This is a genomic window from Microbacterium sp. Leaf203 (genome assembly GCF_001421275.1).
Classification (GTDB): Bacteria; Actinomycetota; Actinomycetes; order Actinomycetales; family Microbacteriaceae; genus Microbacterium; species Microbacterium testaceum_A.
In genome coordinates, this window is sequence record NZ_LMKF01000022.1 from 201945 (window position 1) to 227209 (window position 25265).

The 25265-nt window shown below is 70.3% G+C and carries 25 protein-coding genes and 1 riboswitch; of the genes, 4 read left to right on the plus strand and 21 right to left on the minus strand.

What is annotated here, in order from left to right:
* Positions 1-136 precede the first annotated feature (136 nt).
* The 3 genes from prpB to ASE56_RS02165 form a co-directional block, all read right to left on the minus strand.
* Positions 137-1036, minus strand: a complete 900-nt coding sequence (gene prpB, locus ASE56_RS02155; RefSeq protein WP_056224515.1) for a methylisocitrate lyase — start codon at positions 1034-1036, stop codon at positions 137-139.
* Between the two features lie 178 nt (positions 1037-1214).
* On the minus strand, positions 1215-2741 hold the full coding sequence (locus ASE56_RS02160) for an MmgE/PrpD family protein (protein WP_056224517.1): 1527 nt from the start codon (positions 2739-2741) through the stop codon (positions 1215-1217).
* Positions 2738-3367, minus strand: a complete 630-nt coding sequence (locus ASE56_RS02165) for a GntR family transcriptional regulator (RefSeq protein ID WP_056224519.1) — start codon at positions 3365-3367, stop codon at positions 2738-2740. Before ASE56_RS02165 ends, ASE56_RS02160 begins: the two co-directional genes overlap by 4 nt.
* Positions 3368-3511: 144 nt before the next feature.
* Here ASE56_RS02165 and ASE56_RS02170 point away from each other — a divergent pair, with 144 nt between their 5' ends.
* Positions 3512-3826, plus strand: coding sequence for a YbjQ family protein (locus ASE56_RS02170; protein ID WP_056224521.1), 315 nt, complete (start codon positions 3512-3514; stop codon positions 3824-3826).
* A gap of 30 nt (positions 3827-3856) precedes the next feature.
* Here ASE56_RS02170 and ASE56_RS02175 read toward each other — a convergent pair whose 3' ends face one another.
* Positions 3857-4432 (minus strand): TetR/AcrR family transcriptional regulator, encoded by a 576-nt coding sequence (locus ASE56_RS02175; protein ID WP_235556908.1) that lies wholly within the window; start codon positions 4430-4432, stop codon positions 3857-3859.
* Between the two features lie 112 nt (positions 4433-4544).
* Between ASE56_RS02175 and ASE56_RS02180 the strand changes: the two genes are divergently transcribed.
* Positions 4545-5519, plus strand: a complete 975-nt coding sequence (locus ASE56_RS02180; RefSeq protein ID WP_056224525.1) for a zinc-binding dehydrogenase — start codon at positions 4545-4547, stop codon at positions 5517-5519.
* A gap of 168 nt (positions 5520-5687) precedes the next feature.
* On the opposite strand, the gene ASE56_RS02185 is transcribed toward ASE56_RS02180, so the two are convergent.
* The 10 genes from ASE56_RS02185 to ASE56_RS02230 form a co-directional block, all read right to left on the minus strand.
* Positions 5688-6167 (minus strand): NUDIX domain-containing protein, encoded by a 480-nt coding sequence (locus ASE56_RS02185; RefSeq protein ID WP_056224526.1) that lies wholly within the window; start codon positions 6165-6167, stop codon positions 5688-5690.
* Positions 6167-7861, minus strand: a complete 1695-nt coding sequence (locus ASE56_RS02190) for a DUF4407 domain-containing protein (RefSeq protein ID WP_056224528.1) — start codon at positions 7859-7861, stop codon at positions 6167-6169. Before ASE56_RS02190 ends, ASE56_RS02185 begins: the two co-directional genes overlap by 1 nt.
* A gap of 147 nt (positions 7862-8008) precedes the next feature.
* Positions 8009-9022, minus strand: coding sequence for an aldo/keto reductase family protein (locus tag ASE56_RS02195; RefSeq protein WP_056224530.1), 1014 nt, complete (start codon positions 9020-9022; stop codon positions 8009-8011).
* Positions 9023-9139: 117 nt separating this feature from the next.
* Positions 9140-9943: an ABC transporter permease gene (locus tag ASE56_RS02200; protein WP_056224531.1), complete on the minus strand. Its 804-nt coding sequence runs from the start codon at positions 9941-9943 to the stop codon at positions 9140-9142.
* Positions 9940-10815: an ABC transporter ATP-binding protein gene (locus tag ASE56_RS02205; protein WP_056224533.1), complete on the minus strand. Its 876-nt coding sequence runs from the start codon at positions 10813-10815 to the stop codon at positions 9940-9942. Before ASE56_RS02205 ends, ASE56_RS02200 begins: the two co-directional genes overlap by 4 nt.
* A gap of 87 nt (positions 10816-10902) precedes the next feature.
* Positions 10903-12186, minus strand: a complete 1284-nt coding sequence (gene rlmN, locus ASE56_RS02210; protein WP_056224534.1) for a 23S rRNA (adenine(2503)-C(2))-methyltransferase RlmN — start codon at positions 12184-12186, stop codon at positions 10903-10905.
* A gap of 212 nt (positions 12187-12398) precedes the next feature.
* A complete protein-coding gene (locus ASE56_RS02215) occupies positions 12399-12665 on the minus strand; it encodes an HPr family phosphocarrier protein (protein ID WP_056224536.1) in 267 nt (88 codons plus the stop codon).
* 18 nt (positions 12666-12683) lie between these two features.
* Entirely contained in the window at positions 12684-13514 is an 831-nt protein-coding gene (locus tag ASE56_RS02220; RefSeq protein ID WP_056224537.1) for a PRD domain-containing protein, read from the minus strand.
* Between the two features lie 44 nt (positions 13515-13558).
* Entirely contained in the window at positions 13559-15010 is a 1452-nt protein-coding gene (locus ASE56_RS02225; RefSeq protein WP_056224539.1) for a glycoside hydrolase family 1 protein, read from the minus strand.
* Positions 14997-16898, minus strand: coding sequence for a beta-glucoside-specific PTS transporter subunit IIABC (locus tag ASE56_RS02230; protein ID WP_056224541.1), 1902 nt, complete (start codon positions 16896-16898; stop codon positions 14997-14999). The genes ASE56_RS02225 and ASE56_RS02230 overlap by 14 nt, the downstream gene beginning before the upstream one ends.
* Before the next feature lie 315 nt (positions 16899-17213).
* Between ASE56_RS02230 and ASE56_RS02235 the strand changes: the two genes are divergently transcribed.
* Entirely contained in the window at positions 17214-18071 is an 858-nt protein-coding gene (locus ASE56_RS02235; protein ID WP_056224543.1) for a Cof-type HAD-IIB family hydrolase, read from the plus strand.
* Between the two features lie 138 nt (positions 18072-18209).
* Here ASE56_RS02235 and ASE56_RS02240 read toward each other — a convergent pair whose 3' ends face one another.
* Genes ASE56_RS02240 through ASE56_RS02255 form a run of 4 tightly spaced genes read right to left on the minus strand, consistent with a single transcriptional unit; the run spans position 18210 to position 21585 of the window.
* Positions 18210-19040 (minus strand): NAD(P)-dependent oxidoreductase, encoded by an 831-nt coding sequence (locus ASE56_RS02240; protein WP_056224545.1) that lies wholly within the window; start codon positions 19038-19040, stop codon positions 18210-18212.
* Entirely contained in the window at positions 19037-19816 is a 780-nt protein-coding gene (locus ASE56_RS02245; protein WP_056224547.1) for an enoyl-CoA hydratase/isomerase family protein, read from the minus strand. The genes ASE56_RS02240 and ASE56_RS02245 overlap by 4 nt, the downstream gene beginning before the upstream one ends.
* Positions 19813-20574, minus strand: coding sequence for an SDR family NAD(P)-dependent oxidoreductase (locus ASE56_RS02250; protein ID WP_056224549.1), 762 nt, complete (start codon positions 20572-20574; stop codon positions 19813-19815). Before ASE56_RS02250 ends, ASE56_RS02245 begins: the two co-directional genes overlap by 4 nt.
* A 45-nt stretch (positions 20575-20619) precedes the next feature.
* Entirely contained in the window at positions 20620-21585 is a 966-nt protein-coding gene (locus tag ASE56_RS02255; protein WP_156371577.1) for a hypothetical protein, read from the minus strand.
* A gap of 130 nt (positions 21586-21715) precedes the next feature.
* Between ASE56_RS02255 and ASE56_RS02260 the strand changes: the two genes are divergently transcribed.
* Positions 21716-22210, plus strand: a complete 495-nt coding sequence (locus ASE56_RS02260) for a GNAT family N-acetyltransferase (RefSeq protein ID WP_056224552.1) — start codon at positions 21716-21718, stop codon at positions 22208-22210.
* Between the two features lie 80 nt (positions 22211-22290).
* On the opposite strand, the gene ASE56_RS02265 is transcribed toward ASE56_RS02260, so the two are convergent.
* The 3 genes from ASE56_RS02265 to ASE56_RS02275 all read right to left on the minus strand — a co-directional run bounded on the left by ASE56_RS02265 (position 22291) and on the right by ASE56_RS02275 (position 25156).
* Positions 22291-23076 carry an energy-coupling factor transporter transmembrane protein EcfT gene (locus ASE56_RS02265; protein WP_056224553.1) on the minus strand — a complete coding sequence of 262 codons (786 nt, stop codon included), beginning with the start codon at positions 23074-23076 and terminating at the stop codon, positions 22291-22293.
* The gene (locus tag ASE56_RS02270; RefSeq protein ID WP_082450283.1) at positions 23073-24521 is read right to left on the minus strand and encodes an ABC transporter ATP-binding protein; all 1449 of its coding nucleotides are present in this window, start codon (positions 24519-24521) and stop codon (positions 23073-23075) included. Before ASE56_RS02270 ends, ASE56_RS02265 begins: the two co-directional genes overlap by 4 nt.
* Positions 24521-25156 (minus strand): ECF transporter S component, encoded by a 636-nt coding sequence (locus tag ASE56_RS02275; RefSeq protein WP_056224555.1) that lies wholly within the window; start codon positions 25154-25156, stop codon positions 24521-24523. The genes ASE56_RS02270 and ASE56_RS02275 overlap by 1 nt, the downstream gene beginning before the upstream one ends.
* Positions 25148-25258: riboswitch (TPP riboswitch) on the minus strand. Its footprint overlaps the gene before it by 9 nt.
* Positions 25259-25265: the final 7 nt, after the last annotated feature.

The following is a 25265-nucleotide window of genomic DNA, read 5'->3' on the forward strand; positions in this document are numbered from 1 at the left end:
TCCCTTGAGTCGTGTGCGGTGTTCGTACGGGGGCTCATGTCCCGATTTCGGTTGTCTGAGCCCTGCCCAGACGACCACTTTTGGGACATGGTTTGCGCATTTCGGGACATTGTCGCCTCACTGGCCCTGCGGGGCCTCAGCGCTCGACGGTGAAGTCGAACACGTCGGCGTCGAAGCGGGTGTAGCCCTCGTAGTCGATGAGGTCGTAGAGGTCGGCGCGGTGCTGCATCTGTCCGAGCTGCTCCCGCAGATGACCCTCGGATGCCAGGGCGTCGAGGCCCCGACCCGCTTCGCCCATCGCGAGGCGCAACAGCGAGACCGGCCAGATGACGAGGTTCACGCCGGCGTCGCGCAGCTGCTGCGTCGAGAACAGCTCGCTCTTGCCGAACTCGGTCATGTTCGCGAGGATCGGCACCTCGAGCGCCGAGCGCATCGCCTCGAACTCGCCGAGGTCGCGCATCGCCTCGGGGAAGATCGCGTCGGCGCCGGCGTCGACCAGGGCCTTCGCGCGGTCGATCGCGGCATCGAGCCCCTCGACGGCGCGCACGTCGGTGCGGGCCATGATGAGGAAGTCGGGGTCGCGCCGGGCATCGACCGCCGCGCGGATGCGCTTGATCGCCGTGTCGGCGTCGACCACGCTCTTGCCGTCGAGGTGACCGCAGCGCTTCGGGTTGACCTGGTCTTCGATGTGGGTGCCGGCGAGTCCCGCGTCTTCGAGGGTCTGGATCGTGCGTGCGACGTTCATCGGCTCGCCGAACCCGGTGTCGGCGTCGATGATCGCGGGCAGCTCCGTCATGCGGGCGATCTGCTGTCCGCGACCGGCGACCTCGGTGAGCGTGGTCAGTCCGATGTCGGGCAGGCCCAGGTCGGCCGAGATGACAGCGCCCGAGATGTAGACGCCCTCGAAGCCCTTGCGCTCGATGAGTCGGGCCGACAGCGGGTTGAAGGCTCCCGGCATCCGGACGAGTTCTCCGGATGCCAGCTTCTCGCGCAGCGCGCGACGCTTCTGCTGAGCGGTGGTCTGGGCGTACAGCATCAGTTCTCTCCCGTACTCCGTGCGAAACTCCTGAAAAACCGTGCCGCAACGGGCGGGCTTCCGCGGAACCGTGCGCGTCGGGGCCCGTTGACTACACGAGAATCAGGAGTTTCGCACGACGCGGAACGCGCCTCCACCGGCGGCTCAGGCTTCTCTGGCGCGCACCCGCCGACGCGCATCAGAACAGCCCCTTCGGCGCGGGCGCCAGGGCCAGAACGCCGGGCTTGGCGACGATCGTGAGCTGCATAACCTCCGCCGGGGTCAGCTCGGGCAGGCGCTGCACGAGCTCGAGGAAGCGCTCGATCTCGTCGGGCAGCAGCACGGGCTCGGCGAGCAGGCGGAACTTGCGCACGTAGTCCTCGCGGGCGAACGGCCGCGCGCCGAGCGGGTGGGCGTCGGCGACGGCGATCTCGTCCTCCACGATCGACCCGTCGGTCAGCGTGATGACGACGCGGCCGCCGAAGGCCTTCTCGTGGGGGTCTTCGGAGTGGTAGCGGCGCGTCCACTCGGCGTCCTCGGCCGTGGTGACCTTGTGCCACAGCTCGACGGTGTCGGCACGGCCCGCGCGCTCAGGGGTGTACGAGTCGACGTGGTGCCACGCGCCGTCCTGCAGGGCGACGGCGAAGATGTACGGGATCGAATGGTCGAGCGTCTCGCGCGAGGCGGTCGGATCGTACTTCTGCGGGTCGTTCGCCCCCGAACCGATCACGTAGTGCGTGTGGTGGCTCGTGTGCAGGACAACGGATGCCACGTTGGCGGGGTCCCGCAGTTCCGGGCGCTCGGTGCCGAGGCGTCGGGCGAGGTCGATCCACGCCTGCGCCTGGTACTCGGCGGAGTGCTCCTTCGTGTACGAGTCGAGGATGCCGCGCTTGCTCTCGCCCTCGGCGGGCAGGGGCACGTCGTACGAGGCGTCGGGGCCGTCGAGCATCCAGGCGATCACGCCGTCTTCGCCTTCGTAGATGGGCGAGGGGCTCGTCTCGCCGCGCATCGCGCGGTCGACGGCCTCGATCGCCATCTTGCCGGCGAAGGCGGGGGCATGTGCCTTCCACGTCGAGATCTCGCCCTTGCGCGACTGGCGCGTGGCGGTGGTGACGTGAAGGGCCTGGCCGATCGCCTGGTAGATCGTCTCCTGGTCCAGGTCGAGCAGGGTGCCGATGCCGGCTGCGGCGGCGGGTCCGAGGTGGGCGACGTGGTCGATCTTGTGCCTGTGCAACGAGATCGCGCGCACGAGGTCGATCTGGATCTCGTAGGCCGTGGCGAGGGCGCGCACGAGGGCGGCGCCGTCGCGACCGGTGTGCTGGGCGACGGCCAGCACGGGCGGGATGTTGTCGCCGGGGTGCGAGTAGTCCGCGGCGAGGAAGGTGTCGTGATAGTCGAGCTCGCGCACGGCCACGCCGTTGGCCCAGGCCGCCCACTCGGGGCTGGAGTGCCGCTCGAGCGCGCAGCCGAACACCGTCGCGCCCGCTCCGCCGATCGACACGGCGTGATCCAGCGCCTGCTGGCGCGCCGCGCTCACGGGCTGACGCGTGAGCGAGGCTGCGGCGACCGCGGCGTTGTCGATGAGGCGGTTGACGACCATCTCGGTCACGTCGTCGTCGACGGCCACCGGGTCGACCGCGACGCGCGCGAGCGCCCAGGCGAGCTGGCCCTCGCGGGCGAGGTTCTCGTCGCTGCGGTGCACGCGCACGTGGTGGGTGATCGTCATGAGGGGTCCTCCGTGAGGGCTTCGAGGATGGTGGTGAGGGCATTGTGCAGGTGCACGTGGGTGGCGTGGGCGGCGAGTTCGGGGTCGCCGGCGCCGATCGCTCTCGCGATCAGTTCATGCTCCCCGGTCGATGCCGAGAGGCGAAGGGGGTTGTCTCGCGCCATGCGTCGCACCCGTACGAGATGAGTACGGACGCTCCGCAGCGCGGCGGAGAGATAGGCGTTGTCGACGGCGTCGTCGATCGCGGAGTCGAAGCGGGCGATGAGGGCGTAGTACGCGTCGGCGTCCGCGGTGTCGACGCCGGCGAACTCGGTCGCGAGTTCGAGGAAGGCGGCGCGGTCACCGCGCCGGGCCGCCAGGCGTGCCGCCTCGGTCTCGAGCGCGCGCCGCAGATCGAAGAGGGAGCGGATGTCGTCGACGTCGATGCCGGCGACGACGGTCACGCGGGCCGATGCTTGAGCGACGAGACCATCGGATGCCAACCGGCGCAGCGCCTCGCGAAGCGGGGTGCGACTGACGCCGAGCCGGGTGGACTGGTCGACCTCGCCCAACACGGTGCCCGGCGAAAGCACCCCCGTCTGGATCTCGTCGAGGAGCGTCGCGTATGCGCGTTCACTCGCTCGCATGCTGCCCCCTCGCCGTCATCCCTCCAGTGTATGCATTCCGCGCCCCGAAAGGCGAAAACGCTACCATGGACGCGTCTTAGGTATACACAAAGTGGTTCCGCGCACCCCCTCGCGCACCGCTAGATCACCTGACACACTGAGCGCATGCTCGTCACGACCATGAACGATGTCCCCGGCCGTCAGATCGTCGAAGTGTACGGCGAAGTGACCGGCCTCACCGTGCGCGCCCGCAACATCGGGGTGCAGTTCGGCGCCGGCCTCAAATCGATCTTCGGCGGCGAGCTGCAGGGTCTCACCCAGCAGCTGCAGGAGAGCCGCGACGAGGCGAAGCAGCGTCTCGTCGAGGCGGCCCAGGCCGTCGGCGCCGACGCGGTGATCGCGATGCGCTTCGACACGAGCGAGGTGGCGCAGAACTTCCAAGAGGTCGTCGCCTACGGCACGGCCGTCAAGCTGGGCTGACCCGACCTTCGAGTGGACGCCGCGGCGGGATCAGCTCCGCCCCCACGACTCCAGGGTCGAGGGGATGGATGCCAACGTCCCCAGCGCCGCGTCGCGATCCGCGCGGGCGAGGGTGAGGCCGGCCACCACGAGCGAGGCGCAGACCGCGGCGAGCGCGTCCACGGCATCCGGGGTCAGGTCGGGGCGACGGTCGGCGACCGCCGAGCGGATCGCGGCGCGCATCTCGGCCGCGTAGTCCGAGACGAGCGTGCGCACCTCGGCGTCCTCGCTCGCGAGGGGCGAGGAGCCGGCGTTGAGCAGCAGGCACCCCAGGCGAGCGCGCGGGGCGTCGGCCTCGATGGCCGAACGCATGTCGTCGACATAGGCCTCGAGGGCACCGGGGTCTCCCCCGCCCAGTGGGCGCAGGCGTGTGCGGACCACATCGTCGAGGTAGGCCGAGAGGACAGCGTCGAAGAGTCCGCGCTTGCTACCGAAGGCGTTGTACAGGCTCGAGCGGGTCAGCCCCGTGGCGTCCTCGAGCTCGGCGATGCCCGTCTCGGCGTACCCGCGCCGCCAGAACACGTCGCGCGCGGCGTCGACGACGGCGGAGCGATCGAAGCTCGGCATCCGGCCCATGTTCTTCCTCCGCCTTCGGCTGACCAGCGTCGTCCGGGTTGCATTCGCAGGCCCGAGGTCTATATTAGACCAGTCGTTACAAAATAACCACAGGAGGCATTCCATGCGCGCAGTCATCCACCACGAGTTCGGCGAGCCCGCCGACGTCCTCGGCGTCGAAGAGGTCGAGACCCCGACCCCCGGCCCCGGCGAGGTGCGCCTGCGCGTGCTGCTGTCGCCCATCCACAACCACGACCTGTGGACCATCCGCGGCACCTACGGCTTCAAGCCCGAGCTGCCCGCCCGCGCCGGCACGGAAGCCGTCGGCGTCATCGAAGAGCTCGGCGAGGGCGTCGAGAACCTGGCCGTCGGCCAGCGCGTCGCCACCGGCGGCACCTTCGGCGTCTGGGCCGAGCAGGTCGTCACCAAGGCCGCGGGCCTCATCCCCGTCGCCGAGGGCCTGAGCGACGAGGTCGCCTCGCAGCTCGTCTCGATGCCGTTCAGTGCCATCAGCCTGCTGCACTCGCTCGACCTGAAGGCCGGCGACTGGATCGTGCAGAACACCGCCAACGGTGCCGTCGGCCGCATGGTCGCGCAGATCGCCAAGGCCCGCGGCGTCAACGTCGTCGGTCTCGTGCGCCGCCAGAGCGCCGTCGAGGAGCTCGCCGCCCAGGGCATCGACAACGTCGTGTCGACCGACGCCGACGACTGGCGCGAGCAGGCTCTCGCCCTCGTCGGCGACGGCACGGTCGTCGCGGGCGTCGACTCGGTCGGCGGCCCCGCGGCCGGCCAGGTGCTGTCGCTGCTGAGCGAGAACGGCACGCTCGTGATCTTCGGATCGATGGGCGCCGGCAAGCTCGAACTCGGCGCCGGAGACCTCATCTTCCGCCAGGCCACCGTGAAGGGCTTCTGGGGCAGTGTCGTCAGCAAGACGATGGATGCCGAGACCCGCGGCGCCCTGTTCGGCGAGCTGTCGCGCTACCTCGCCGACGGCACCCTGACGCTCCCGGTCGCGGCCACCTTCGGTCTCGACGACATCGTCGAGGCCGTCACCGCGAGCGACGCGCCCCGCGTCGGCAAGATCCTGCTGCGTCCGTGACGTCCCGGGCCCGCGGTGCCGCTCTTGCGCGGCGCCGCGGGCCGGTGTCCGCCGCGCTTCGCGTGCAGAACTCCGGAGATCCGCACGCCGACGGCCCCGGCGCCCCCGCAATCACGCGGGTCGGCGTCGGGGCCGTCGCCGTTTCTCCTGCGTTCTGCCCGGGGCGCGTCAGGACGCGGGCAGCTCCGACAGCGCGGCTTCGAGCGCGTCGATCGCGGGGCGTTGGCCCTTCACGAGCGCTTCGCGCGCGGCATCCGGAGCCATCCACTCCGCGCGGTCGACCTCGGGGAACGACGCCGTCTTCCCGGAGCGGGGCGGCCACGCCATCTCGAATGTGCCGAACGTGAAGTCGGATGCCGTGAACCCGGCGCCGTCGCCCACGAAGACGACCACCTTCTTGCCGCTCGAGGACGCGAAGGTGCCGAGCTCCGCCCACTCGACCTGGGGCGGCTCGACGCCGAGCTCTTCGCGGAACTCGCGGCGCGCGGCATCCAGAGCCCCCTCGGACTCGGGGTCGAACTCGCCCTTCGGGATCGACCAGGCGCCGGCGTCCTTCTTCGCCCAGAACGGTCCGCCCATGTGCGCGATGAACACCTGCGGCTCCGGCGTCAGCCGGTACAGCAGCAGTCCCGCGCTCCACACGACCATCAGGTGACGGTGGCCGGCACGCGGTTCGCCTCGTCGGCGATGATGTCGGCGCGCTTGCGGAACGTCCGCGCCGAGACGCGGTCGAGGGCGATCTGACCGCGCATCTTCTCCGCCTTCTCGTACAGGGAGGGACCACCGAACCCGGTGAGCACCTTCACGAGCACGGGCAGCAGCTCGATCATGAAGAAGAGCGCGGCGATCAGGTAGTGCGCCCAGCGCAGCGTCGGTTCGCGGTCCGACAGGCGTTCGAGGGCCGTGATCTGACTGAGCAGACCCACCGCTCCTGCGTTGCCGTCGGCGACGGACGACGCCCGCGCGTTGTACGCGGCGAGAGCAGACTCGTACTGCGCCCGCGCGGCGGGCAGCTGGTCCTCGGCCTGCTGCTTGTTCTGGTCGGCCGACGAGGCGGCGGCCTCGGCCCCGGCGGAGTTCGCGGCGGCGAGGGTCGACTGCGCCTGCGCGAGCTGGGTCGACAGCGAGTCGTAGGCCGACTGCGCCTGAGCGAGCTGCGCCTGCGCCGCGTCGGAACTCGCGCCGTTGCCGGCGACGCCCGTACAGCCCGGAACCGTCCCGGCGCCCTGGCCCGTGAGCTCGCACTGGTACACCGCGCGCGCCTGGTCGATGACGGTCTGCTGCGCGGCGAGCTGCTGCGTCAGCTGATCGACGCTCTGCTGAGCCGCGGCGGATTCGGCCGAGGTCGACGAAGTTCCGGTCACGATGCCGGTCGCCGCCTGGTTCTCGAGCGCCGACACCTGCGCGCTCGCGGCGTCGAGCGCCTGCTTCTCGGGGCCGCTGGTCACGGCATCCTGGTCGGTGAGGGCCTGTGTGACGTTGGTGGAGTTCACTTCGCGCACGATGTCGTTCTGGAACACCTGCAGCACGAGCGGCTCGGCGACGACGATGCCGATCAGTGCCGCCATGATCACGCGGGGCATGGCCAGGCCGAGCAGGCGGAAGATGTTCTTCGTCGAACGCATCGTCGAGGTGAGGAAGCGGTCGAGGTTGAAGATGATGAGGCCCCACACGATCGCGAGGGGCACGGCGAGCCACAGGCTCACGCGCACTCCCGTCAGCAGCGCGAACATCATCGACAGCGACGAGACCAACGCGGTTCCGGCGAGCACGAGGAACATCTGCACGAAGCGCGGCACCTCTTCGGGCACCTCGTCGAGGACGTCGTTGTCGGCACCGCCGAGCACCGCCATCCGGCGGATCAGCGACAGACGCGGTCGTCGAGGATCGTGACGGCGCAGGCGGGGCTGGCGCGGCTCGGATGCCGCGGGCTCGGATGCCACGGGCTCGGGCGCCTCGTCGGGGATCACCGCGGTCTCGTCGTCGGGGCGGGAGCGCTCGGAGCGGTCGATCACCACGGTGTCGTGGTCGTCGGCGGGGGCGTCGTCGCGGGCGGTCTCGACCGGCTCGGCGTCGCGGGGGGTCTCGACCGGCTCGGCGTCGCGGGGCGTCTCGACCGGCTCGGCGTCGCGCGCGTCGACGACGAACGGGTCGACGGGCTCGTCGTCTGCGGGCGGCGCGCCCCACGGCTCGGACGTGTGGTCCTGGGCCTCGGCGGGGCGGTGGGCCGCGTTCTGCGCGGCGAGGATGTCGTCGAGGTACTGCTCGCGTTCCTCGTCCGTCGTGAACTCGATGCGGCCATCGGAGCCGAAGCGGCCCGGCCGGTGAGCGGAAAAGGACATTCGCACAGAGTACGACGCCCACCCTGCCCTCTCCTGAGCGGCGCCTGAGGCGCAGCCGAGCGCCCCTCTTCGCGTCGCAACGCGGCGGAGCGCGCCCCGCAGCGCGGCGGAGCGGAGCCGAAGCCCCGCCCCACCGTCGTCCGCGGGTCAGGCCACGCGCTGCTTCGGCGATACCTCGTAGGTGTTCTCGGGGTCGGAGTACACCGCGTCGCCGAGGGCCGAGTCGATCGCGGCGAGGGTGTCGGCATCCAGGGTGACTCCCGACGCCTTCACGGTGTCCGCGAGCTGTTCGGGTCGCGATGCACCCACCAGGGCTGCCGCGATGTTCGGGTTCTGCAGCACCCACGCGATCGCGAGCTGCGGCATCGAGAGTCCGGCTTCGTCGGCGATGGGCTTGAGGCGCTGAACGGCTTCGAGGGTGTCGTCGTTCAAGAAGCGCTTGATGAACGTGGCACCGCTCTTCTCGTCGGTCGCGCGCGAGCCCTCGGGCACGGGCTGACCCGGCAGGTACTTGCCGCTCAGCACGCCCTGGGCCATCGGCGACCAGACGATCTGCGAGATGCCGAGCTCTTCGCTGGTGGGCACGACCTTGCCCTCGATCACGCGCCACAGCATGGAGTACTGCGGCTGGTTCGAGATGAGCTGGATGCCGAGCTGCTTCGCGAGCGCGTGCCCGTCGCGCAGCTGCTCTGCCGTCCACTCCGAGACACCGATATAGAGCGCCTTGCCCTGGCGCACGATGTCTGCGAAGGCCTGGAACGTCTCTTCGAGCGGCGTCTCGTAGTCGAAGCGGTGCGCCTGGTAGAGGTCGACGTAGTCGGTGCCCAGGCGATTGAGCGACCCGTTGATGGAGTCCATGATGTGCTTGCGGCTGAGGCCGGTGTCGTTGGGGCCCGCGGGGCCGGTGGGGAAGTAGACCTTGGTGAAGATCTCGAGCGACTCGCGCCGCTGCCCCTCGAGGGCCTTGCCGAGAACCGTCTCGGCGGCCGTGTTGGCGTAGGCGTCGGCGGTGTCGAATGTCGTGATGCCGGCGTCGAGGGCGGCGTGCACCGTGGCGATCGCCGCGTCGTCACCGACCTGCGAGCCGTGGGTCACCCAGTTGCCGAGGGTGATCTCCGAGATCTTGAATCCACTGTTACCGAGATAGCGATAAGCGACCATTCCTCCACGCTAGACCCGGCCACCGACACCGGGGCCGCGGCATCCGGATATCCGCGTGAGGGGTCGGAAGGTGTCGCCACGAATCGTCGGAAGCGACACATCTTGACCCCTCGCGCGTCACGCGTCCTTCCGGATCCACCGGAACGTCAGCCGCACGAGCGCGAGTCCCAGCACCAGCCACAGCCCCGTCACCAGCAGGATCAGCGGGTGGTCCCACGAGCCCGACGGCTCGCCGGCCGCGAAGCTCTCGGGCAGGAACACCGAGCGGAAGCCCTGCGCGAGCCACTTCAGCGGAAAGACGCTCGCGACGTTCTGCAGCCACTCGGGGAGGGCGGCGAAGTTGATGTAGACGCCCGAGATGAACTGCAGCAGCAGCACGATCGGAATGACGACGCCCGTGGCGCTGCGGCCGGTGCGGGGCAGCGCCGACAGGCCGATCCCGAGGATCGCGCAGGTGGTGACGCCCAGGAGGAACACCCACGCGAAGGTCAGCCAACGCTCCGGGTCGGTCGGCAGCGGCACGCCGAAGAAGACCGCGGCCACCACGATGAGCAGCGCCGACTGCAGGAATCCGGTCACCAGCACCTGCCCGAGCTTGCCGATGAAGTACGACACCGGACTCAGCGGGGTTCCGCCGAGGCGTTTGAGCGTGCCGTCGCTGCGCTCCATCGCGATGTCGATCGACATGTTCTGCAGACCTGACAGCAGCACGCCCGCGGCGAGCATCGCGGGGAGGTAGAACTGCGCGGCATCCACCTCGTCTCCGGGCGGGCCGAAGGTCTGCGCGTCGAAGGCGACGGCGAAGATCAGCAGGATCATCACGGGGAACAGGAACGTGAAGAACACCGAGTCGCCCTGGCGGAAGTACGAGCGCACCTCGAACGCGACACGGGCGGCACCCAGCCGCAGCACGCGGCTCACGCGGGGCCTCCCGCCGCGGTCGTGCGGCGCGCTTCGTCGCCGAGGAACGAGAGGTACACGTCTTCGAGGCTCGGGCGCACGACCTCGAGCCGCTCGGGTTCGCCGAGACGGGCGTAGAGCTGCGCGACCACCGCTCCGGGATCCTGCGTGCGCTGCTCGCGGGTCTCACCGCCCTCGCGCCACCGCACGAGAGGCACACGGGCATCCGGTCCGCCGAGTTCGTCGATACGACCGACGGATGCCATTTCTCCGCCGACGATGATCGCCGCGCGTTCCGCGAGTTCGGCTGCCTCGTCGAGGTAGTGGGTGGTCAGCAGGATCGTCGTGCCCTCGCGTTGCAGGTCGCGGATGAGGCCCCAGAACTGCCGTCTGACCTCGGGGTCGAAGCCGGTCGTCGGCTCATCGAGGAACAGCAGTTCGGGTCGGCCGACGATGCCGAGAGCGACGTCGACGCGACGCCGCTGCCCGCCCGACAGCTTGCGCACCGAGACCTTGGCCTTCTCGCTCAGCCCGACCGAGGCGATGACCTCGTCGACGTCGCGCGGGCGCGGGTAGAACGAGGCGAAGTGCGCCAGCAGCTCCCGCACGCTCGCCGTGGGCGCTTCGCCGGTGTTCTGCAGCACGATGCCGAGCCGCGCCTTCCAGTCGAGGCCGCCGCGGTGCGGGTCGACGCCGAGGACGCGTACGTCTCCACTCGTGCGATCGCGATAGCCCTCGAGGATCTCGATGACCGTGCTCTTGCCCGCGCCGTTGGGCCCGAGCAGCGCGAACGTCTCACCCCGGCGGATGTCGAACGACACCCCGCGCAACGCTTCGAGACCGCCCTTGTAAGTCTTGCGGAGGTTCTCAACCTCGACGACGTTCTCGCTCATGACCTCAGTCTGACGGGGCGGGGCGGCGACGGGAACGACGGGCCGGTGGACGCGGCATCCACCGATCGGGGGACGCGCAAAAACTCCTCAGCCGACCGGCGTGACCGCCGCCGCCGCCTCGTCTTCTTCGGTCGCGACGAGCTGGCCGCACGCCCCGTCGATCTCTTTGCCGCGGGTGTCGCGGAGGGTCGTGGGGATGCCGGCGTCGTTGAGGCGGCGTACGAACTCGTTCTGCACGGGCACCTCGGATGCCGTCCAGATCGAGCCGGGCGTCGGGTTCAGCGGGATCGGGTTCACGTGCACCCAGCCGCGACCGCGGGCGTTGAGCTTCTCGGCCAGCAGGTCGGCGCGCCAAGCGTGGTCGTTCATGTCCTTGATCAGGGCGTATTCGATCGAGACGCGGCGCCCGGTCTTGTCGAAGTAGGCGCGCGCGGCATCGAGGGCCTCGTCGACCTTCCAGCGGGAGTTCACCGGGATGAGCTCGTCGCGCAGGTGGTCGTCGGGGGCGTGGAGCGAGAGGGCGAAGGTCACCGGGATGTCCTCGTCGGCGAGCTTCTTGATCGCGGGGACGAGTCCGACGGTCGACACCGTGATGCCGCGGGCGCTCATGCCCAGGCCGTGCTCCTTGTCGACCATCACGCGCACCGCCTGCATGACGCGCGCGTAGTTGGCGAGCGGCTCGCCCATGCCCATGAACACGATGTTCGACACGCGGTCGAGCGAGTGGTCGTCACGCTTCTTGCCGCCCAGACCGCCGGCGGCGATGAGGGCGTTGGCGCGCACGATCTGCTCGATGATCTCGGCGGCCGACATGTTGCGGGTCAGCCCCGCCTGCCCGGTGGCGCAGAACGGGCAGTTCATGCCGCACCCCGCTTGCGAAGACACGCACAGCGTGATGCGGCCGGGGTAGCGCATGAGCACCGACTCGACGAGGGCGCCGTCGTGCAGCTTCCAGAGGAACTTGATCGTGTCGCCGCGGTCGGTCTCGAGCCGGCGCACCTCGGTGAGCAACGGCGGCAGCATTCCCGCGACGAGCTCTTCGCGACCGGATGCCGGGAGGTCGGTCATGTCGGCGGCATCCGACGTGTAGTGCGTGAAGTAGTGCTTCTCGAGCTGCTTCGCGCGGAAGCCCGGGAGGCCGAGCTCCTTGAGCTTGGCGATGCGCTCGTCGTGCGTGAGGTCGGCGAGGTGCACGGGCGGCTTGCCGCGCTTGGGGCTGGCGAACTGCAGCAGCGGACGACCGGTCTCGTCCTTCGCCTGCTGCCAACCTTCGGTCTTGGGGCGCACCTGGCGGATGCCGGTGTCGGCCGGGGCCCCCTCGGGGCGCACCGAGCGGGGCGTCGTCGTGCGCACGGGGGGCTGTTCGGTCATGGTTTCCAGGGTACCGGGCGCATCTGCACCGTGGCTGGGCGCGGTACCGGCTCGCGTGAGGGGTCACGAAGTGTCGCCTCGTGAGGCGGCAGGCGACAGATTCCGACCCCTCACGCGAGCCACGGAGAAGGGCCGGACCCCAGAGGGCACGTGAGGGGCCGGGATGCCGGGCGTCGGGGGGTACACCCGGCGCGGCCCCTCACGCGATCGGGTCAGGCGGCGTCGAGATCCTGCTCGAGCAGCGCCTGAAGTTCGTCGGCGACGCGGTCGGCCTCGGGACCGTCGACCTCGAGGGCCACCTCGTCGCCCGTCTTCACGCCGAGCTGCAGCAGAGCGAGGATGCTGCGGGCGTCGACGGAGGTGTCACCGGCGGCGAGGGTGACGGTGTGCTTCGACGCCGCGGCCGCGCGGGCGAGAGTCGCCGCGGGGCGGGAGTGCAGGCCGGAGGACGAGCCGAAGACGGCGGTGCGCTGTGCCATGGGGACCTTTCGGGGTGTTCAGCTCGACTGGGCGCGAGCGATGTGCAGGGCGAGGTAGCCCACCTCTTCGTCGGAGATGGCCACCTCGTGCTCCTTGAGGACGAACGCGCGGATGCGTTCGGCCGTCGCGACGGCGCGCGGGTGCTTGGCCGTCATGGTCGCGAAGAGCAGGTCTTCGTCCTGACCGGCGAGGCGGTCGCTGAACAACCGCTCCGCGAAGAACTGCAGGTGGGTGAGGAACCGACGGGTGTGGAGGTCGTCGGCATCCAGGGTCACTCCCCCGGAGTGCGTGACGATCGTCGTGATGTCCGACACGAGCCCGACCACCCGCATCGAGTCGACGGCCGGTCGTCCCACCTCGGAGTTGACGAGGTGGAAGGCGATGTTGGCGGCCTCCTCGTCGGGAAGTGACACCCCTGTGCGGTCGCGGAGCAGTCCGAGGGCGCGAAGGCCCACCTCGTATTCGCGCGGGTAGACGGTTCGCACCTCCCACGCCAGGCGGTTGGTGACCTGCAGGCCCCGCCGCTGGCGCTCCACCGCGAAATGCAGGTGGTCGGTGAGCGTGAGGTAGATGTGCGCGTCGAGTTCGATGCCCGCCTTCTCGGCATCCATCACGATCGCCCTCGTGAGCTCGACGAAGCCTCCGGGGATCTGTGCGAGCAACTCGACGAGGTTCCGTTGATCGGCATCGTCGAGCGCGACGAACACCCGGTCCGTCGATCCCCGCGCGACGGTGTCGCCCGGGCGCGCGGCGAAACCGATGCCCTTACCCAACAGCACGCGCTCCACGCCGCGCTCGTCCTCGACGAGCACGACGCTGGAGTTCAGCACCTTCTTGATGATCTGCATGGGTGTCTCCGTCGACCCCGGCGGACGCGCAGCGAGTGCGGTCGTCACGCCAGGTCGGCCCCGTTCGAGGCGATGACCTTCTGGTACCAGAAGAACGAGTCCTTGCGACGCCGTTCGCCGGTGCCGTTTCCGAGGTCGTCCTGATCGACGTGGATGAAACCGTACCTCTTCGAGATCTGCGACGACGAGGCGCTGATGATGTCGATCGGCGCCCAGCTCGTGTAGCCGCGCAGTTCCACGCCCTCGTCGACCGCGCGGATCATCTCCGCGAAGTGAGAACGGAAGTAGTCGATGCGGTACGGGTCGTGGATACGGCCGTCGTCCGTGAGCTCGTCGCGCATGCCCAGGCCGTTCTCCACGATGAACAGCGGCTTGCCGTAGCGGTCGTAGAGGTCGACGAGAGAGATGCGCAGGCCCACCGGGTCGATCTGCCACCCCCACTCGCTGGACGGCAGGAACGGGTTCTTCACGCCGAGCACCGTGTTGCCGGGGGTCCGCTCGGCATCCGGGCGCACCGATTCGGTGAGGGTCATGTAGTACGAGAACGAGATGTAGTCGACCGGGTGCTCGCGCAGCAGCTCGACGTCGCCCTCGGCGAAGGGGATCGTGATGCCCTTGGCCTCGAGCGCCTTCAGCGCCAGCCGCGGGTACGCCCCTCCGGCCTGGACGTCGGTGCACAGATAGAGCAGTCGTTCCTTGGCCTGGGTCGCCGCGACGTCGTCGGGGTGGCAGGTGTTCGGGTAGGTGGTGAGCATCGTGAGCATGCACCCCATCTCCGACTCCGGCCGCATCTCGTGCAGCATCTTCGTCACCGACGCGGATGCCACGAACTGGTGGTGCAGCGCCGTGTAACAGGCCTGTTCCAGCGACCCCTCGACGGTCTCGTCGATGATGCCGCCCGAGGTGAACGGGTGACGGATGATGCCGTCGATCTCGTTGAACGACAGCCAGAGGTCGACGAGGTGGCCGAAGCGCTCGAAGCACGTGCGCGAGAAGCGCTCGAAGAGGGCGATCGTGCTGCGGTCGACCCACGCGTTGTTCTTCAGGGCGAGCGCGAGCGGCGGGTCGTAGTGCGACAGGGTCACCAGGGGGCGGATGCCGAGACGGCGCATCTCTGAGAAGAGGTCGAGGTAGAACGCGATGCCTTCCTCGTTCGGCTCGAACTCTTCGCCGGTCGGGTACAGCCGCGACCAGGCGATCGACACGCGCAGCACCGAGAAGCCCATCTCGGCGAACAATGCCAGGTCTTCGCGGTAGCGGTGGTAGAAGTCGATGCCGCGGCGCTTGGGGAAGAAGGCGATGTCGTCATCGGCCATCGCGGCGGCGATGGACTCCAGCGTGTGCTGGTGGTGCACCGCGTACTCGCGCGGGTCGACGTTCGGCCGGTACTTCGACACGTCCGAGACCGCGGGACCGCGGCCCCCTTCGTTCCAGGCACCCTCGGCCTGATTGGCGGCGAGTGCGCCGCCCCAGAGGAATCCGTCAGGCAATCCCATTCGCGGTCTCCTTCGCATCGGTCGACAGCAGAGCGGCGCCCCCGGCGACGCGTCCGGTGACGAGGGGGGCGACGTCGTAGGCGTCGCCGTTGAGCACGACGACGGGCGTCGTGATGTCGAGTCCGGCGGCCTCGATCGCCGCGAGGTCTGCGGTCAGCACGTGCTGACCCGCCTCGACGCGGTCGCCCTGGGCGACGTGGGCGGTGAAGGGCGCGCCCTCGAGGCGCACGGTGTCGAGGCCCACGTGCACGAGCACCTCGAGGCCGTCGTCGCCCAGGATGCCGAGCGCGTGGCGCGAGGGCAGCAGGCTCGACACGGTGCCGGTGATGGGGGCCCGCACCTCGCCGTCGGTGGGGCGGATGGCGACGCCGGGTCCGAGGATGCCTCCCGAGAACACCGGGTCGTCGACCTTCTCGAGGGCGATGACCTCACCCGTCATGGGGGCGACGATCTCGCCTGCGGCGCGTGCCGCAACCGGGGTCGACGTGCCCGCCTGCTTCTCGAGCAGACGCACGGTGGCCGAGTCGGAGTCCTTCCAGATCACCAGCGACACGATGAACGAGGTGATCATGGCGACGAGGGCGCCGATGACCGCGTGCAGCAGGTTCCACGGGTTGGCCATGTCGATGAACATCGAGATGGACGCCGCTCCCGGGCTGACGAGAGCGAAGGCCGAGATCGCCGCGATGCCGAGGTACGAACCACCCACGAACGCTCCGATGACGACCGAGATGATCGCGCGGCGGTTCTGCAGCGTCACACCGTAGAGCGCCGGCTCGGTGATGCCGAAGAACGCGGAGATGCCCGACGAGATCGCGGTGCCGCGCAGCGTCTTGTTCTTCGTGCGCACGGCGATCGCGAGGCTCGAGCCCGCCTCGGCGAGGTTGTGGGCGAGCGAGGCGACGAGGTAGAAGCTCTCCTTGCCCGCGGAGGCCATCGTGGCCACCGTGGGCGGGATGAACGCCTTGTGCATGCCGACCGAGACGATGAACGGCAGGGCGGCGGCCATCAGCGCGACGGCGATCCAACCAAGGGTGCCGTACAGCCACAGCATCGCCCCGGTCAGCAGGGTGCCCAGGAAGAAGCCGAGCGGACCGAGCAGGAAGATCGTGGCGGGCGCCACGATGACGAAGCAGATCAACGGCACGAGGAACGTGCTGATGACGCTGGGGCTGATGCGGCGGGCGAAGCGCTCGACGACGGCGAGCAGCAGCACGGCGAGGATCGGGGGGAACACCTGTGCGTTGTACGCGATCGCGGGCACCGTCAGGCCGAACAGCGCGACGCCGCCCTCCTGGGTGAGAAGACCCGCGAAGGTCGGGAACACCAGCAGGCCGACGATGCCGAGCGCGAGCGGGATGTTCACGTCGAGCTTCTTCGCGGCGGTGTAGGTCACCAGCAGCGGGAGGAAGAAGAAGACCGCGTCGGGGATCGCGGTGAGCACCTGATAGGTCTGATCGGTCGTCTGCAGCCAGCCGAGCGCGACGGCGAGGATGAGGAACGACTTGAAGATTCCCGCGCCGGCGACGGCGGGGATGATCGGGGTGAAGACGCCGACGACGAAGTCCATGAACACCGACCCGGCGCGCTTGAGGGTCAGCTTCGGCGTGGCGGAGTCGACGCGCGCCGCGGCGCGCGTGCCGCTCCCGGTGCGGATCTTCTCGATCTCGCGGAAGTAGTCGTTGACGCCCGAGCCCACGATCACCTGGGTCTGGGTGCCCAGCACTACGCCGATGACGCCGGGCGTGGCCTTGAGGGCGGCCTCATCGGCCTGCGAGTCGTCGGCGAGCGTGAAGCGGAGGCGGGTCGAGCAGTGGTGGAGCGAGGCCACATTGGCCGCTCCGCCGACGTGCTCGAGGATCGCGCGGGCGCTGTCCTGAGTGGTCATCGAAGTCCTTCCTTGGATCGAAGGACACGCGTCGCGACGTCGACTCCGAAGTCGCCCGGGCAACAAAAAAGGACCCGAAGGCGGTGCTCTCGCACTGCGTTCGGATCCTGCCTGCATGACCAGTCACATGTCCGTCGGCGACTCTACACGACGATTCCCGGATGCCGAATCGCGACGTCGAACGCGCGGGCCGGTCGAGTAGCGTGGCGGTGTCGTCGGTTCTCCCGAGACCGGGATCGATGGCCCTCGACGCGGCATCCGCCGTCGATCCCCCGACCTGATCCGCGCCTCGGCGCCGATCGCTGTGGAGTGCACATGACCCGCATCGCCTTCCTCGACGTCGACGGCACGATCCTCGAGCACGGTTCGGTGATCGCCCCCTCGACGGTGACCGCCGTGCGGAAGGCGCGCGAGAACGGCCACCTCGTGTGGCTCTCCACCGGGCGATCGGCGGGCGACATCCACCCCGAGGTGTTGGCGATCGGCTTCGACGGGGCGATCACCAACGGGGGCGCGTACGCGACCCGCGGCGGCGATCCCGACGAGGACGCCCTCATCGTCGAGCAGCCGATGCCCCGCGCCGACGTCGAAGCCCTCGAGCGCTACTTCGAGGCTCACGGCATCCACTACTTCCTCCAGACCCACGGGGGCGTGTACGCGAGCGCCGGCATGGGTCCCGTGATGACCGAGTACCGCCGCGAACGGCACGAGAAGCGCGCCGCCGAGCTCGAAGCCGAGGGCCTGCCGCCCGAGCAACCGCTCTGGCGCGAGCCGCGGCCGGTCTCGGAGGTCGACCGCGACGCCGTCGCGAAGGCCGTGTTCGTCAGCCCGTCGACCGACACCGTCGCGCACGCGGCGGCCGCTCTCGGCGAGGGCTTCCACGTCATCCCGGGCTCGATCCCGCTGCCCGGCGGGTCGAACGGCGAGATCGGTCAGGCCGGCGTCACCAAGGGCTCCGCGATCACGGCGGTGCTCGATCAGTTGGGCCTGTCGGCGACGGATGCCATCGGCATCGGCGACAGCTGGAACGACGTCGAGATGTTCGAGGTCGTCGGCACGCCCGTCGCGATGGGCAACGCCGCGCCGGAGCTGCAGCGTCTCGCCGGCCGGGTGACCACCGCGGTTCTGGACGACGGCGTGCACAACGCGTTCGCGGAGCTGGGGCTGATCTGAGGTCGGGCCCCGCCCCTCAGCCCCGCCTCAGTCCGATAAACGCTGATCCTCCCGAGACACGCGGCGGCACGGCGTGTCTCGAAAGGATCGGCGTTTATCGAGGCGCGAGGGGCGTCGCCGCTGCCCCCGCGCCGCGCGTCAGTCCAGGAAGATATCGGGGTACATCGCCTCGTCGGGGGTGCCCGGCACGGCGGCGTATCCCGAGAAGTCGGTGACCCCGGCGGCCTGCAGCACGTCTTCGACGATGAGCGTCTGCCCGGTGCGCTCGCGCGCGGGCGCGATCAGCACCTCGTAGGCCGCGTCGGCGTAGATCTCGGGCGTGCGTGAGACGGCCATGAGCCGGTCGCCGCCGATGACGTTCTGCACGGCAGCGGTCGCGATCGTCGTGCGCGGCCAGAGCGTATTGGCCGCGATGCCGGCGTCGGCGAACTCGGCCGCGAGCCCGAGGGTGGCCATCGTCATGCCGAACTTCGCGAGGCTGTACCCCGTGTGAGCCCCGAGCCACTTCGGCGTGACGTTCAGCGGCGGCGAGAGCGACAGGATGTGCGGGTTCTCGGCGTCCTTCAGCTGGGGCATCGCAGCGCGCGAGAGCAGGAACGTCCCGCGCACGTTGACGTCCTGCATGAGGTCGTACTTCTTGGTCGCGAGCTCGAGCGAGCCCGAGAGGTCGATGACGCTGGCGTTGTTGACGACGATGTCGATACCGCCGAACTCGCCGACCGTGCGCATCACGGCCTCGGTGATCGAGGCCTCGTCGCGCACGTCGCCCACGATCGGCAGCGCCTGCCCGCCGGCCGCGCGGATCTCGTCCGCCGCCGTGTGCACCGTGCCGGGGAGCTTCGGGTGCGGGGTGTCGGTCTTCGCGAGCATCGCGATGTTCGCGCCGTCGCGGGCCGCGCGCAACGCGATCGCGAGGCCGATGCCGCGACTTCCGCCCGACATGAGGATGGTCTTCCCGGCAAGCGTCACGAGCGTTGTCCTTTCGCGGAAGCGGCGGCGAACGCGGCGACCCGCGCTCGCGCTTCGGGGGTCTCGAAGGCCGCGCCGATCGTGGCGGCCTCGTCGTCGAGGTTCTCGGCGAGCGTGCGCGCGGCGCCCACGCGGACGAGGCGCGTGGCCTGCCCGAACGCGGCGGTCGCCCCCTCGAGCCAGAAGCGCGCGATCTCGTCGACGCGCGTCACCAGATCTGCGGATGCCACGACCTCGGCCACCAGACCCCAGTCCAGGGCCTCCGCGGCGGTGAGCATGCGGTCCTGCAGAAGCAGCTGCAGCGCGCGGCGCTGGCCGATCGCGGCGGGCAGCAGTGTCGAGACGCCCAGGTCGGGGGTGAGTCCGATGTTGGCGTAGCGGCTGACGAAGCGCGCGTTCTCGCTCGCGACGATGTAGTCGGCCGTGAGCATGAGCCCGAGCCCTCCGCCGGCGACGGCGCCCTGCACGGCGGCGACCATCGGCAGGGGGGCCTCAGCGAAGGTGCGGATGCCGTCGTGGATCGCGTGCGCCGTTTCGGTCACGTCGCTCCCCGCGGCGCCCGTAGTGGACATCGCCACGACGTCGCCGCCCGCGCAGAACGCGGGGCCGTTGGCATCCAGGATCACCGCTCCCACTGCGGAGTCGGAGGTGACCTCGTGGGCGACCTCGCGCCAGCGGCGGGCCATCGGAAAGTCCATTGCGTTCAGCGAGGCGGGCCGGTCGAAGGTGACGCGCGCGAGCCCGTCCTCGATGTGGAGCAGGATGCCGTCGGTCATTTCGGTGCCATTCTGATCGCGCCGTCGAGGCGGATGGTCTCGCCGTTGAGGTAGCCGTTGTCGGCGATCGCGAGCACGAGGCGCGCGTATTCGTCGGGAGAGCCGAGGCGCGAGGGGTAGGGCACCTGCTGGCCCAGCGAGTCCTGTGCCGCCTGCGGGAGTCCTTTGAGCATCGGCGTCTCCATGATCCCGGGGGCGATGGTGACGACGCGGATGCCGTGGCGGGCGAGCTCCCGGGCGATGGGGAGCGTCATGGCGTGCACGCCACCCTTGCTCGCGGAGTACGCGGGTTGGCCGATCTGTCCGTCGAAGGCCGCGACGCTCGCGGTGTTCACGATGACGCCGCGGTCACCGCCCTCGGTGGGGTCGGTCTTCGCGATGACGGCGGAGGTCTGCGCGATGACGTTGTAGGTGCCGATGAGGTTGACGCGGACGACGCGTTCGAAGTCGGCGAGCGCCGAGGGGTTCCCGTCGCGGTCGAGCACCTTGGCGGGCGGCGCGATCCCCGCGCAGTTGACGACGACGCGAAGCGGTCCCGCGGCGGCGGCGAGGGCGGCGGCCGCGGCGATCTGCTCGGCATCCGTCACGTCGGCGGCGGCGAACGATCCGCCGAGTTCTTCGGCGATCGCGGCCCCGTTCGATGTCGGCAGGTCGACGATCGTGACGCGCGCTCCCGCCTCGGTCAGACGGCGCGCGGTGGCGAGTCCGAGGCCCGAGGCACCGCCGGTGACGAGGGCGGATGCTCCTGCGATATCCATGCGTTCTCCTTCGAAGCTGAAACCGAGTACCACAGTAGTCGAGACTCAGGACCGCGCCGAGCCCCACCTCTTCTTCGCCCGACGCCCCGGCTGCGTGCGGACGGCGGCGGTCGTCGCGCCGTCCACGAGCAGGATCGTCTGCTCGGGCTCCCACCCGTACGCGGTCTGCAGATGGGCGCCCAGGGCCGAGACCGCGTCGGGGACCGTGGTCTCGGTTCCGCGCGGCACGTCAGCGGCGCCGGGGTCGAGGTCGCGTGCCGCGGAGCGCAGGTCGGCGACGAGGCCTCGCATGCGATCGGGGCCGTAGGCCGCGGATGCCAGGTCCCAGTCCCCCACGACGACCGCCGCACCCGCGGGACACTGCGCGACCTCCGCCGCGACGCGCGGCCCGAAACGCACGCGGACGACCGCCGCGCCGATCGCGAGAACCGCGGCCGCCCCGAGCACCGTCGCCGGGGCGAACGAGAAGACGAAGCGGAACAGCGTCGAATCCCAGCCGACGACGACGCCGACGATCGCCCGCGACAGCGAATAGACGGCGAACACGGCGTTCGTCAGCGCGATCACGCGCAGCGGACCGAACGGTTCGACGCGCGAATGGCTCGCGACCCACGCGCACGCGCCGCAGGTCGCGGCGACGGCGACGGCCTTCACGGCGAGGGATCCCGGGAGCGGAACCGTGGCGGTCACGACGGCGACCGCCAGCGCGAGGACGAGGATCCCGATCGATGTCCTCCGCGCGGGCCGCCCTTCGAGGGCGCTCAACGCGACGATGAGCAGGGCCGGTGCGAGCACCATGGCCACGTCGCCCAGGACGAGGGTCAGGATGCCGCCCCCCGCGCCGTAGATGAAGTACATCGCACTGGAGCCCGCGGCCGTCACCCCGGCCACGGCGGCGAAGCGCAGGAACAGGGTCATGGCTCCGGGAGTGCCGATCCGCGGCATGGCGACGAACATCACGGCGCCCGCGACGGCCACACTCACCGCGAGTATTCCGAACGACAATCCCATGGCATCCCCCGAGCTCATTCTGCCGCTGTCCGAACCGATCGACCCCCGCGATCATTCCCTACGGACGTGTCCGCACGCGTCGGCCTCGCCCCGCACCGTGGTCGCCGCGCGGTGCGCCTAGGCTCGATGGGTGCATCTCCCGGACTTCCGCATAGAGAAGGTCGACGTCGACGATCCCCGCGCGGTCGCCCTGCGCGCCGCGCTGGACGCCGATCTCGACGAGCGGTACCGCGACGCCGACGCCGACGACACCCCCGAGGTCGCGGCGAAACGCGGAGAGGCCCTCGCCGTGCACCCCGAGCAGGTCGTCGCGACGCTGCTGTCTCTCGATGCGGACGACACGCCGCTCGGACACGTGATCCTGCGCCGCCTCGGCGAAGAGTGGGAGCTGAAGCGGTTGATCGTCGTCCCCGCGGGCCGTCGACGGGGGATCGGCACGGCGCTCACCGCGACCGTGGTCGACCTCGCGAGGGCCGGAGGTGCGCACCGGGTCATCTTGCAGAGCGGTCGCATGCAGCCCGAGTCGCTGCGGGTCTACGCCGCCGCGGGATTCACGCCGATCCCCGTCTACGAGCCCTACGTCGAGACGATGCCGCGATCGCTCTGCTTCGAGTACGTGTTCTGAGGCGAGCGCGAGCTCTCGCCTCCGGTCCACGCCGCCCGGGGGCCCACCCGCGCCGAGCGTTGCGGACCCTCCACGGAGGTCTACGTCCCCACCACCCGGAACGCCCCCGACACCACCGCGGCCCCGAGGGCGACAGCGATGAGCGCGAGAGCGGCGGCCAGGGCTACGGCATCCCGACCCGAGAGAGTCGAGGGGCGCGCCCACGTGCGCTCGATGTCGGAGCCGAACCCCCGCGCCTCCATCGCCGTGGCGAGCTTCGTGCCGCGCCGCACGGCGAACACGAGCAGCACGAACGCCATCGAGAAGAAGCGGCGGAGGGCCCCGCGGTCGCCCAGTCCACGGGCGCGACGGGCCAGGCTCATCGTGCGCCAGTCGTCGACGAACAGGCCGACCGTCCGGGCTCCGGCCAGAACGCCCAGTACGAAGCGGCTGGGCAGCTTCGCCACCTGTGCGAGGGCGTCGGCGAGCTCGGTGGGGTCGGTGCGGGCGAAGATCAAGATGATCGGCAGGGCCAGGGCGACCACGCGCACCAGCACGGCGAGCGAGAGGGCGATCGAGTCGTCGCTCACCGTCGCGAACAAGAACGTGCCGTACACGGTCCCCCCCGGCCGGGCATAGAGCAGCATGCTCACCGCGGCGACGGGGGCGAAGACGATCACGGGCACGAGGCGCGTGAGGACCGCGGCGAAGGTCAGTCCCGTGAGCGGCACGCACAGCAGTTCGAGCAGCAGCGCCGTCGCGGCGCTCACGGCGTCGATCGAGACGAGCAGGGGGGCCGCCAGCACGATCACCATCGCGACCTTCGTGACGGGGTTCACCCCGTCGAGCCAGGCGGTGCGCGAACGCTCGGTGGTGACGGCGCTCACGCGGCATCCCCCATCCGGATGCGGTGCTGACCGAGGTGACGCACCACGTCGGCGTCGTGCGTGACGGCGACCACCGTGCGCCCGCGCGCGATCTCGCGCTGGAGCAGGGCGACGAGCTCCATCCACCCGCGGCGGTCCTGACCGAAGGTCGGCTCGTCGAGCACGATCACCTCGGGAGAGGCCGCGAGCACCGTCGCGACCGACAGGCGCCTCTTCTGTCCCCCCGACAGCGTGAAGGGATTGGCGAGAGCGAGGGATGCCAGATCGAGACGCTCCAGCAGCTCGTCGACGATGCGGTCGACCTCGGCCGGCGCCATGCGCAGAGCACGGGGGCCGACCGCGAGTTCGTCGCGCAGGGTCGCGGCGAGGAACTGGTGCTCGGGCTCTTGGAAGACCGTCCCGATGCGGGTGAGCAGCTCGGTCGATCGCCAGCGCACCGGGCGACGGATCCCGCGCGCGGCGAGTTCTTCCGCGGCGACGACCTCGCCGGCGAGTTCGGGGAGCAGTCCCGCGAGCGTGAGCGCGAGGGTCGACTTCCCCGCGCCGTTCGGTCCCGTGATCACCGTTCCTGCCGCGCGCGGCAGGGAGATGTCGAGCCCCGAGGCCACGACGGCGCCCTTCTCTCGCCCGATCGACAGGGCGGACGCGCGCAGCACGGCATCAAGCGCCGAGACCGGAGCGAGCACGGGAAGGTCGACCGGGCGACCCGGCACCCACACGCCCGCGGCGGCCAGGGCCTCCCCGTACTCGGCGAACACGCGCTCGGGCGGTCCGTCGGCCAGCACTCCGCCACCGGGGGCGAGTACGACGACCCGGGTCATGAGGTCGGCCCACACCGCCGTGCGGTGCTCGATGAGCACGAGGGTCGTGCCCTCGCGCGCCACGACCCCCTCCACGGCGACGCGCACCTCGGCCACTCCCTCGGGGTCGAGGTTGGCCGTGGGTTCGTCGAGCAGCAGGAGTCCCGGTCGCATCGCCAGCACCCCGGCGAGGGCGAGCCGTTGCTTCTGCCCGCCCGACAGCGCCTTGGTGGGGCGGTCGAGGGGAACGGCGAGACCCACGGATGCCACGGCCTCGGCCACCCGCGCGGGGATCTGCGCCGCGAGGACGCCGAGGTTCTCGCACCCGAAGGCGATGTCGTCGCCGACCTTCGACAGCACGATGCCCGCCTCGGGATCCTGCAGCACCAGGCCGATACGGCCCCGCTGCGACTCGGGTGGGGCGCCGTCGACGAGGATGCGGCCGGTGGTCTCCCCCTCGTCGCTCCCGCCGAGCAGTCCCGCCAGGCCCGCGAGCAGGGTCGACTTGCCGGCTCCCGACGCGCCGAGCAGCAGGACGCGCTCCCCGGGCTCGATGACGAGGTCGACCTCGCGCGTGGCGGGGAGCTTACGACCGGCGTATCGCCAGCCCCAACCCTCGACGTCGACGCGTGCGGGGCCCGTCATCAGACGTCGCGACGCGCTTCCCGGCCCGCGGCGAAGCGGCTGAGCGCTCCGGTGGCGGCGAGGGCGCGCACGAGCAGCCAGCCGACGAGACCGGCCAGCAGTGCACCCGAGACGGCGAGGGTGCCGAGGTAGATGAGGTTGAACTCGAGGGACTTGGCGAGGTTGGGGGTGAGGAACAGCTCGAGCACCCACGCGCCGACGCCCGCACCGACACCCGCGAGCATCGCGACGGGCAGGGTGAACCGCAGGTAGAGGAAGGCGAGGAAGATCAGCTCGGCGCCGAGGCCCTGGGCCAGCCCCGAGAAGATCGTGGTGACGCCCCACACGTTGCCGATCAGCGCCGACACGATCGCCGCGATCAGCTCGACGAGCAGTGCTGCGCCGGGCTTGCGGATGACGAGGCCGCCGATGACGCCGCCGATCAGCCAGATGCCGACGGCCATCCCACCGAGGCCCGGGGTGAGGCCGTCCATCGCGGTGAACCAGAGGCCGCCGACGGTGTTCCAGCCCCAGAAGAGCAGGCCGATCGCGACGCCGAGGACGGCGGCGACGACGATGTCGACGACGCGCCACCGGAAACGGTCCGTGGTGGCGACCGAAGAGCGGTTCGCGAGGGCAGACGTGGACGTGTGCATTTCTCTCCTCCCTGCGCCGGCATGATCCGGATCAGGTTCGACGGTCGAAGCGTGGATTCGCTTCCTCTCAGCCCGGCTCACCGGACTCCCGTGGTTGTCGTGAAGAGTA

Excerpts from the sequence above, each read along its gene's own strand:
- ASE56_RS02190 (WP_056224528.1), bottom strand. The coding sequence starts at position 7,861 with ATGTCCTTTTCCGCTCACCGGCCGGGCCGCTTCGGCTCCGATGGCCGC.
- prpB (WP_056224515.1), bottom strand. The coding sequence starts at position 1,036 with ATGCTGTACGCCCAGACCACCGCTCAGCAGAAGCGTCGCGCGCTGCGC.
- ASE56_RS02225 (WP_056224539.1), bottom strand. The coding sequence starts at position 15,010 with ATGGGATTGCCTGACGGATTCCTCTGGGGCGGCGCACTCGCCGCCAAT.
- ASE56_RS02235 (WP_056224543.1), top strand. The coding sequence starts at position 17,214 with ATGACCCGCATCGCCTTCCTCGACGTCGACGGCACGATCCTCGAGCAC.
- ASE56_RS02180 (WP_056224525.1), top strand. The coding sequence starts at position 4,545 with ATGCGCGCAGTCATCCACCACGAGTTCGGCGAGCCCGCCGACGTCCTC.
- ASE56_RS02175 (WP_235556908.1), bottom strand. The coding sequence starts at position 4,432 with ATGCCGAGCTTCGATCGCTCCGCCGTCGTCGACGCCGCGCGCGACGTG.
- rlmN (WP_056224534.1), bottom strand. The coding sequence starts at position 12,186 with ATGACCGAACAGCCCCCCGTGCGCACGACGACGCCCCGCTCGGTGCGC.
- ASE56_RS02245 (WP_056224547.1), bottom strand. The coding sequence starts at position 19,816 with ATGACCGACGGCATCCTGCTCCACATCGAGGACGGGCTCGCGCGCGTC.
- ASE56_RS02215 (WP_056224536.1), bottom strand. The coding sequence starts at position 12,665 with ATGGCACAGCGCACCGCCGTCTTCGGCTCGTCCTCCGGCCTGCACTCC.
- ASE56_RS02275 (WP_056224555.1), bottom strand. The coding sequence starts at position 25,156 with ATGCACACGTCCACGTCTGCCCTCGCGAACCGCTCTTCGGTCGCCACC.
- ASE56_RS02205 (WP_056224533.1), bottom strand. The coding sequence starts at position 10,815 with ATGAGCGAGAACGTCGTCGAGGTTGAGAACCTCCGCAAGACTTACAAG.
- ASE56_RS02170 (WP_056224521.1), top strand. The coding sequence starts at position 3,512 with ATGCTCGTCACGACCATGAACGATGTCCCCGGCCGTCAGATCGTCGAA.
- ASE56_RS02185 (WP_056224526.1), bottom strand. The coding sequence starts at position 6,167 with ATGGTCGTGTGGAGCGCGGGACTGCTGCTGTACCGGCTGACGCCGGAG.
- ASE56_RS02195 (WP_056224530.1), bottom strand. The coding sequence starts at position 9,022 with ATGGTCGCTTATCGCTATCTCGGTAACAGTGGATTCAAGATCTCGGAG.
- ASE56_RS02230 (WP_056224541.1), bottom strand. The coding sequence starts at position 16,898 with ATGACCACTCAGGACAGCGCCCGCGCGATCCTCGAGCACGTCGGCGGA.
- ASE56_RS02255 (WP_156371577.1), bottom strand. The coding sequence starts at position 21,585 with ATGGGATTGTCGTTCGGAATACTCGCGGTGAGTGTGGCCGTCGCGGGC.
- ASE56_RS02270 (WP_082450283.1), bottom strand. The coding sequence starts at position 24,521 with ATGACGGGCCCCGCACGCGTCGACGTCGAGGGTTGGGGCTGGCGATAC.
- ASE56_RS02250 (WP_056224549.1), bottom strand. The coding sequence starts at position 20,574 with ATGGATATCGCAGGAGCATCCGCCCTCGTCACCGGCGGTGCCTCGGGC.
- ASE56_RS02220 (WP_056224537.1), bottom strand. The coding sequence starts at position 13,514 with ATGCAGATCATCAAGAAGGTGCTGAACTCCAGCGTCGTGCTCGTCGAG.
- ASE56_RS02160 (WP_056224517.1), bottom strand. The coding sequence starts at position 2,741 with ATGACGATCACCCACCACGTGCGCGTGCACCGCAGCGACGAGAACCTC.
- ASE56_RS02165 (WP_056224519.1), bottom strand. The coding sequence starts at position 3,367 with ATGCGAGCGAGTGAACGCGCATACGCGACGCTCCTCGACGAGATCCAG.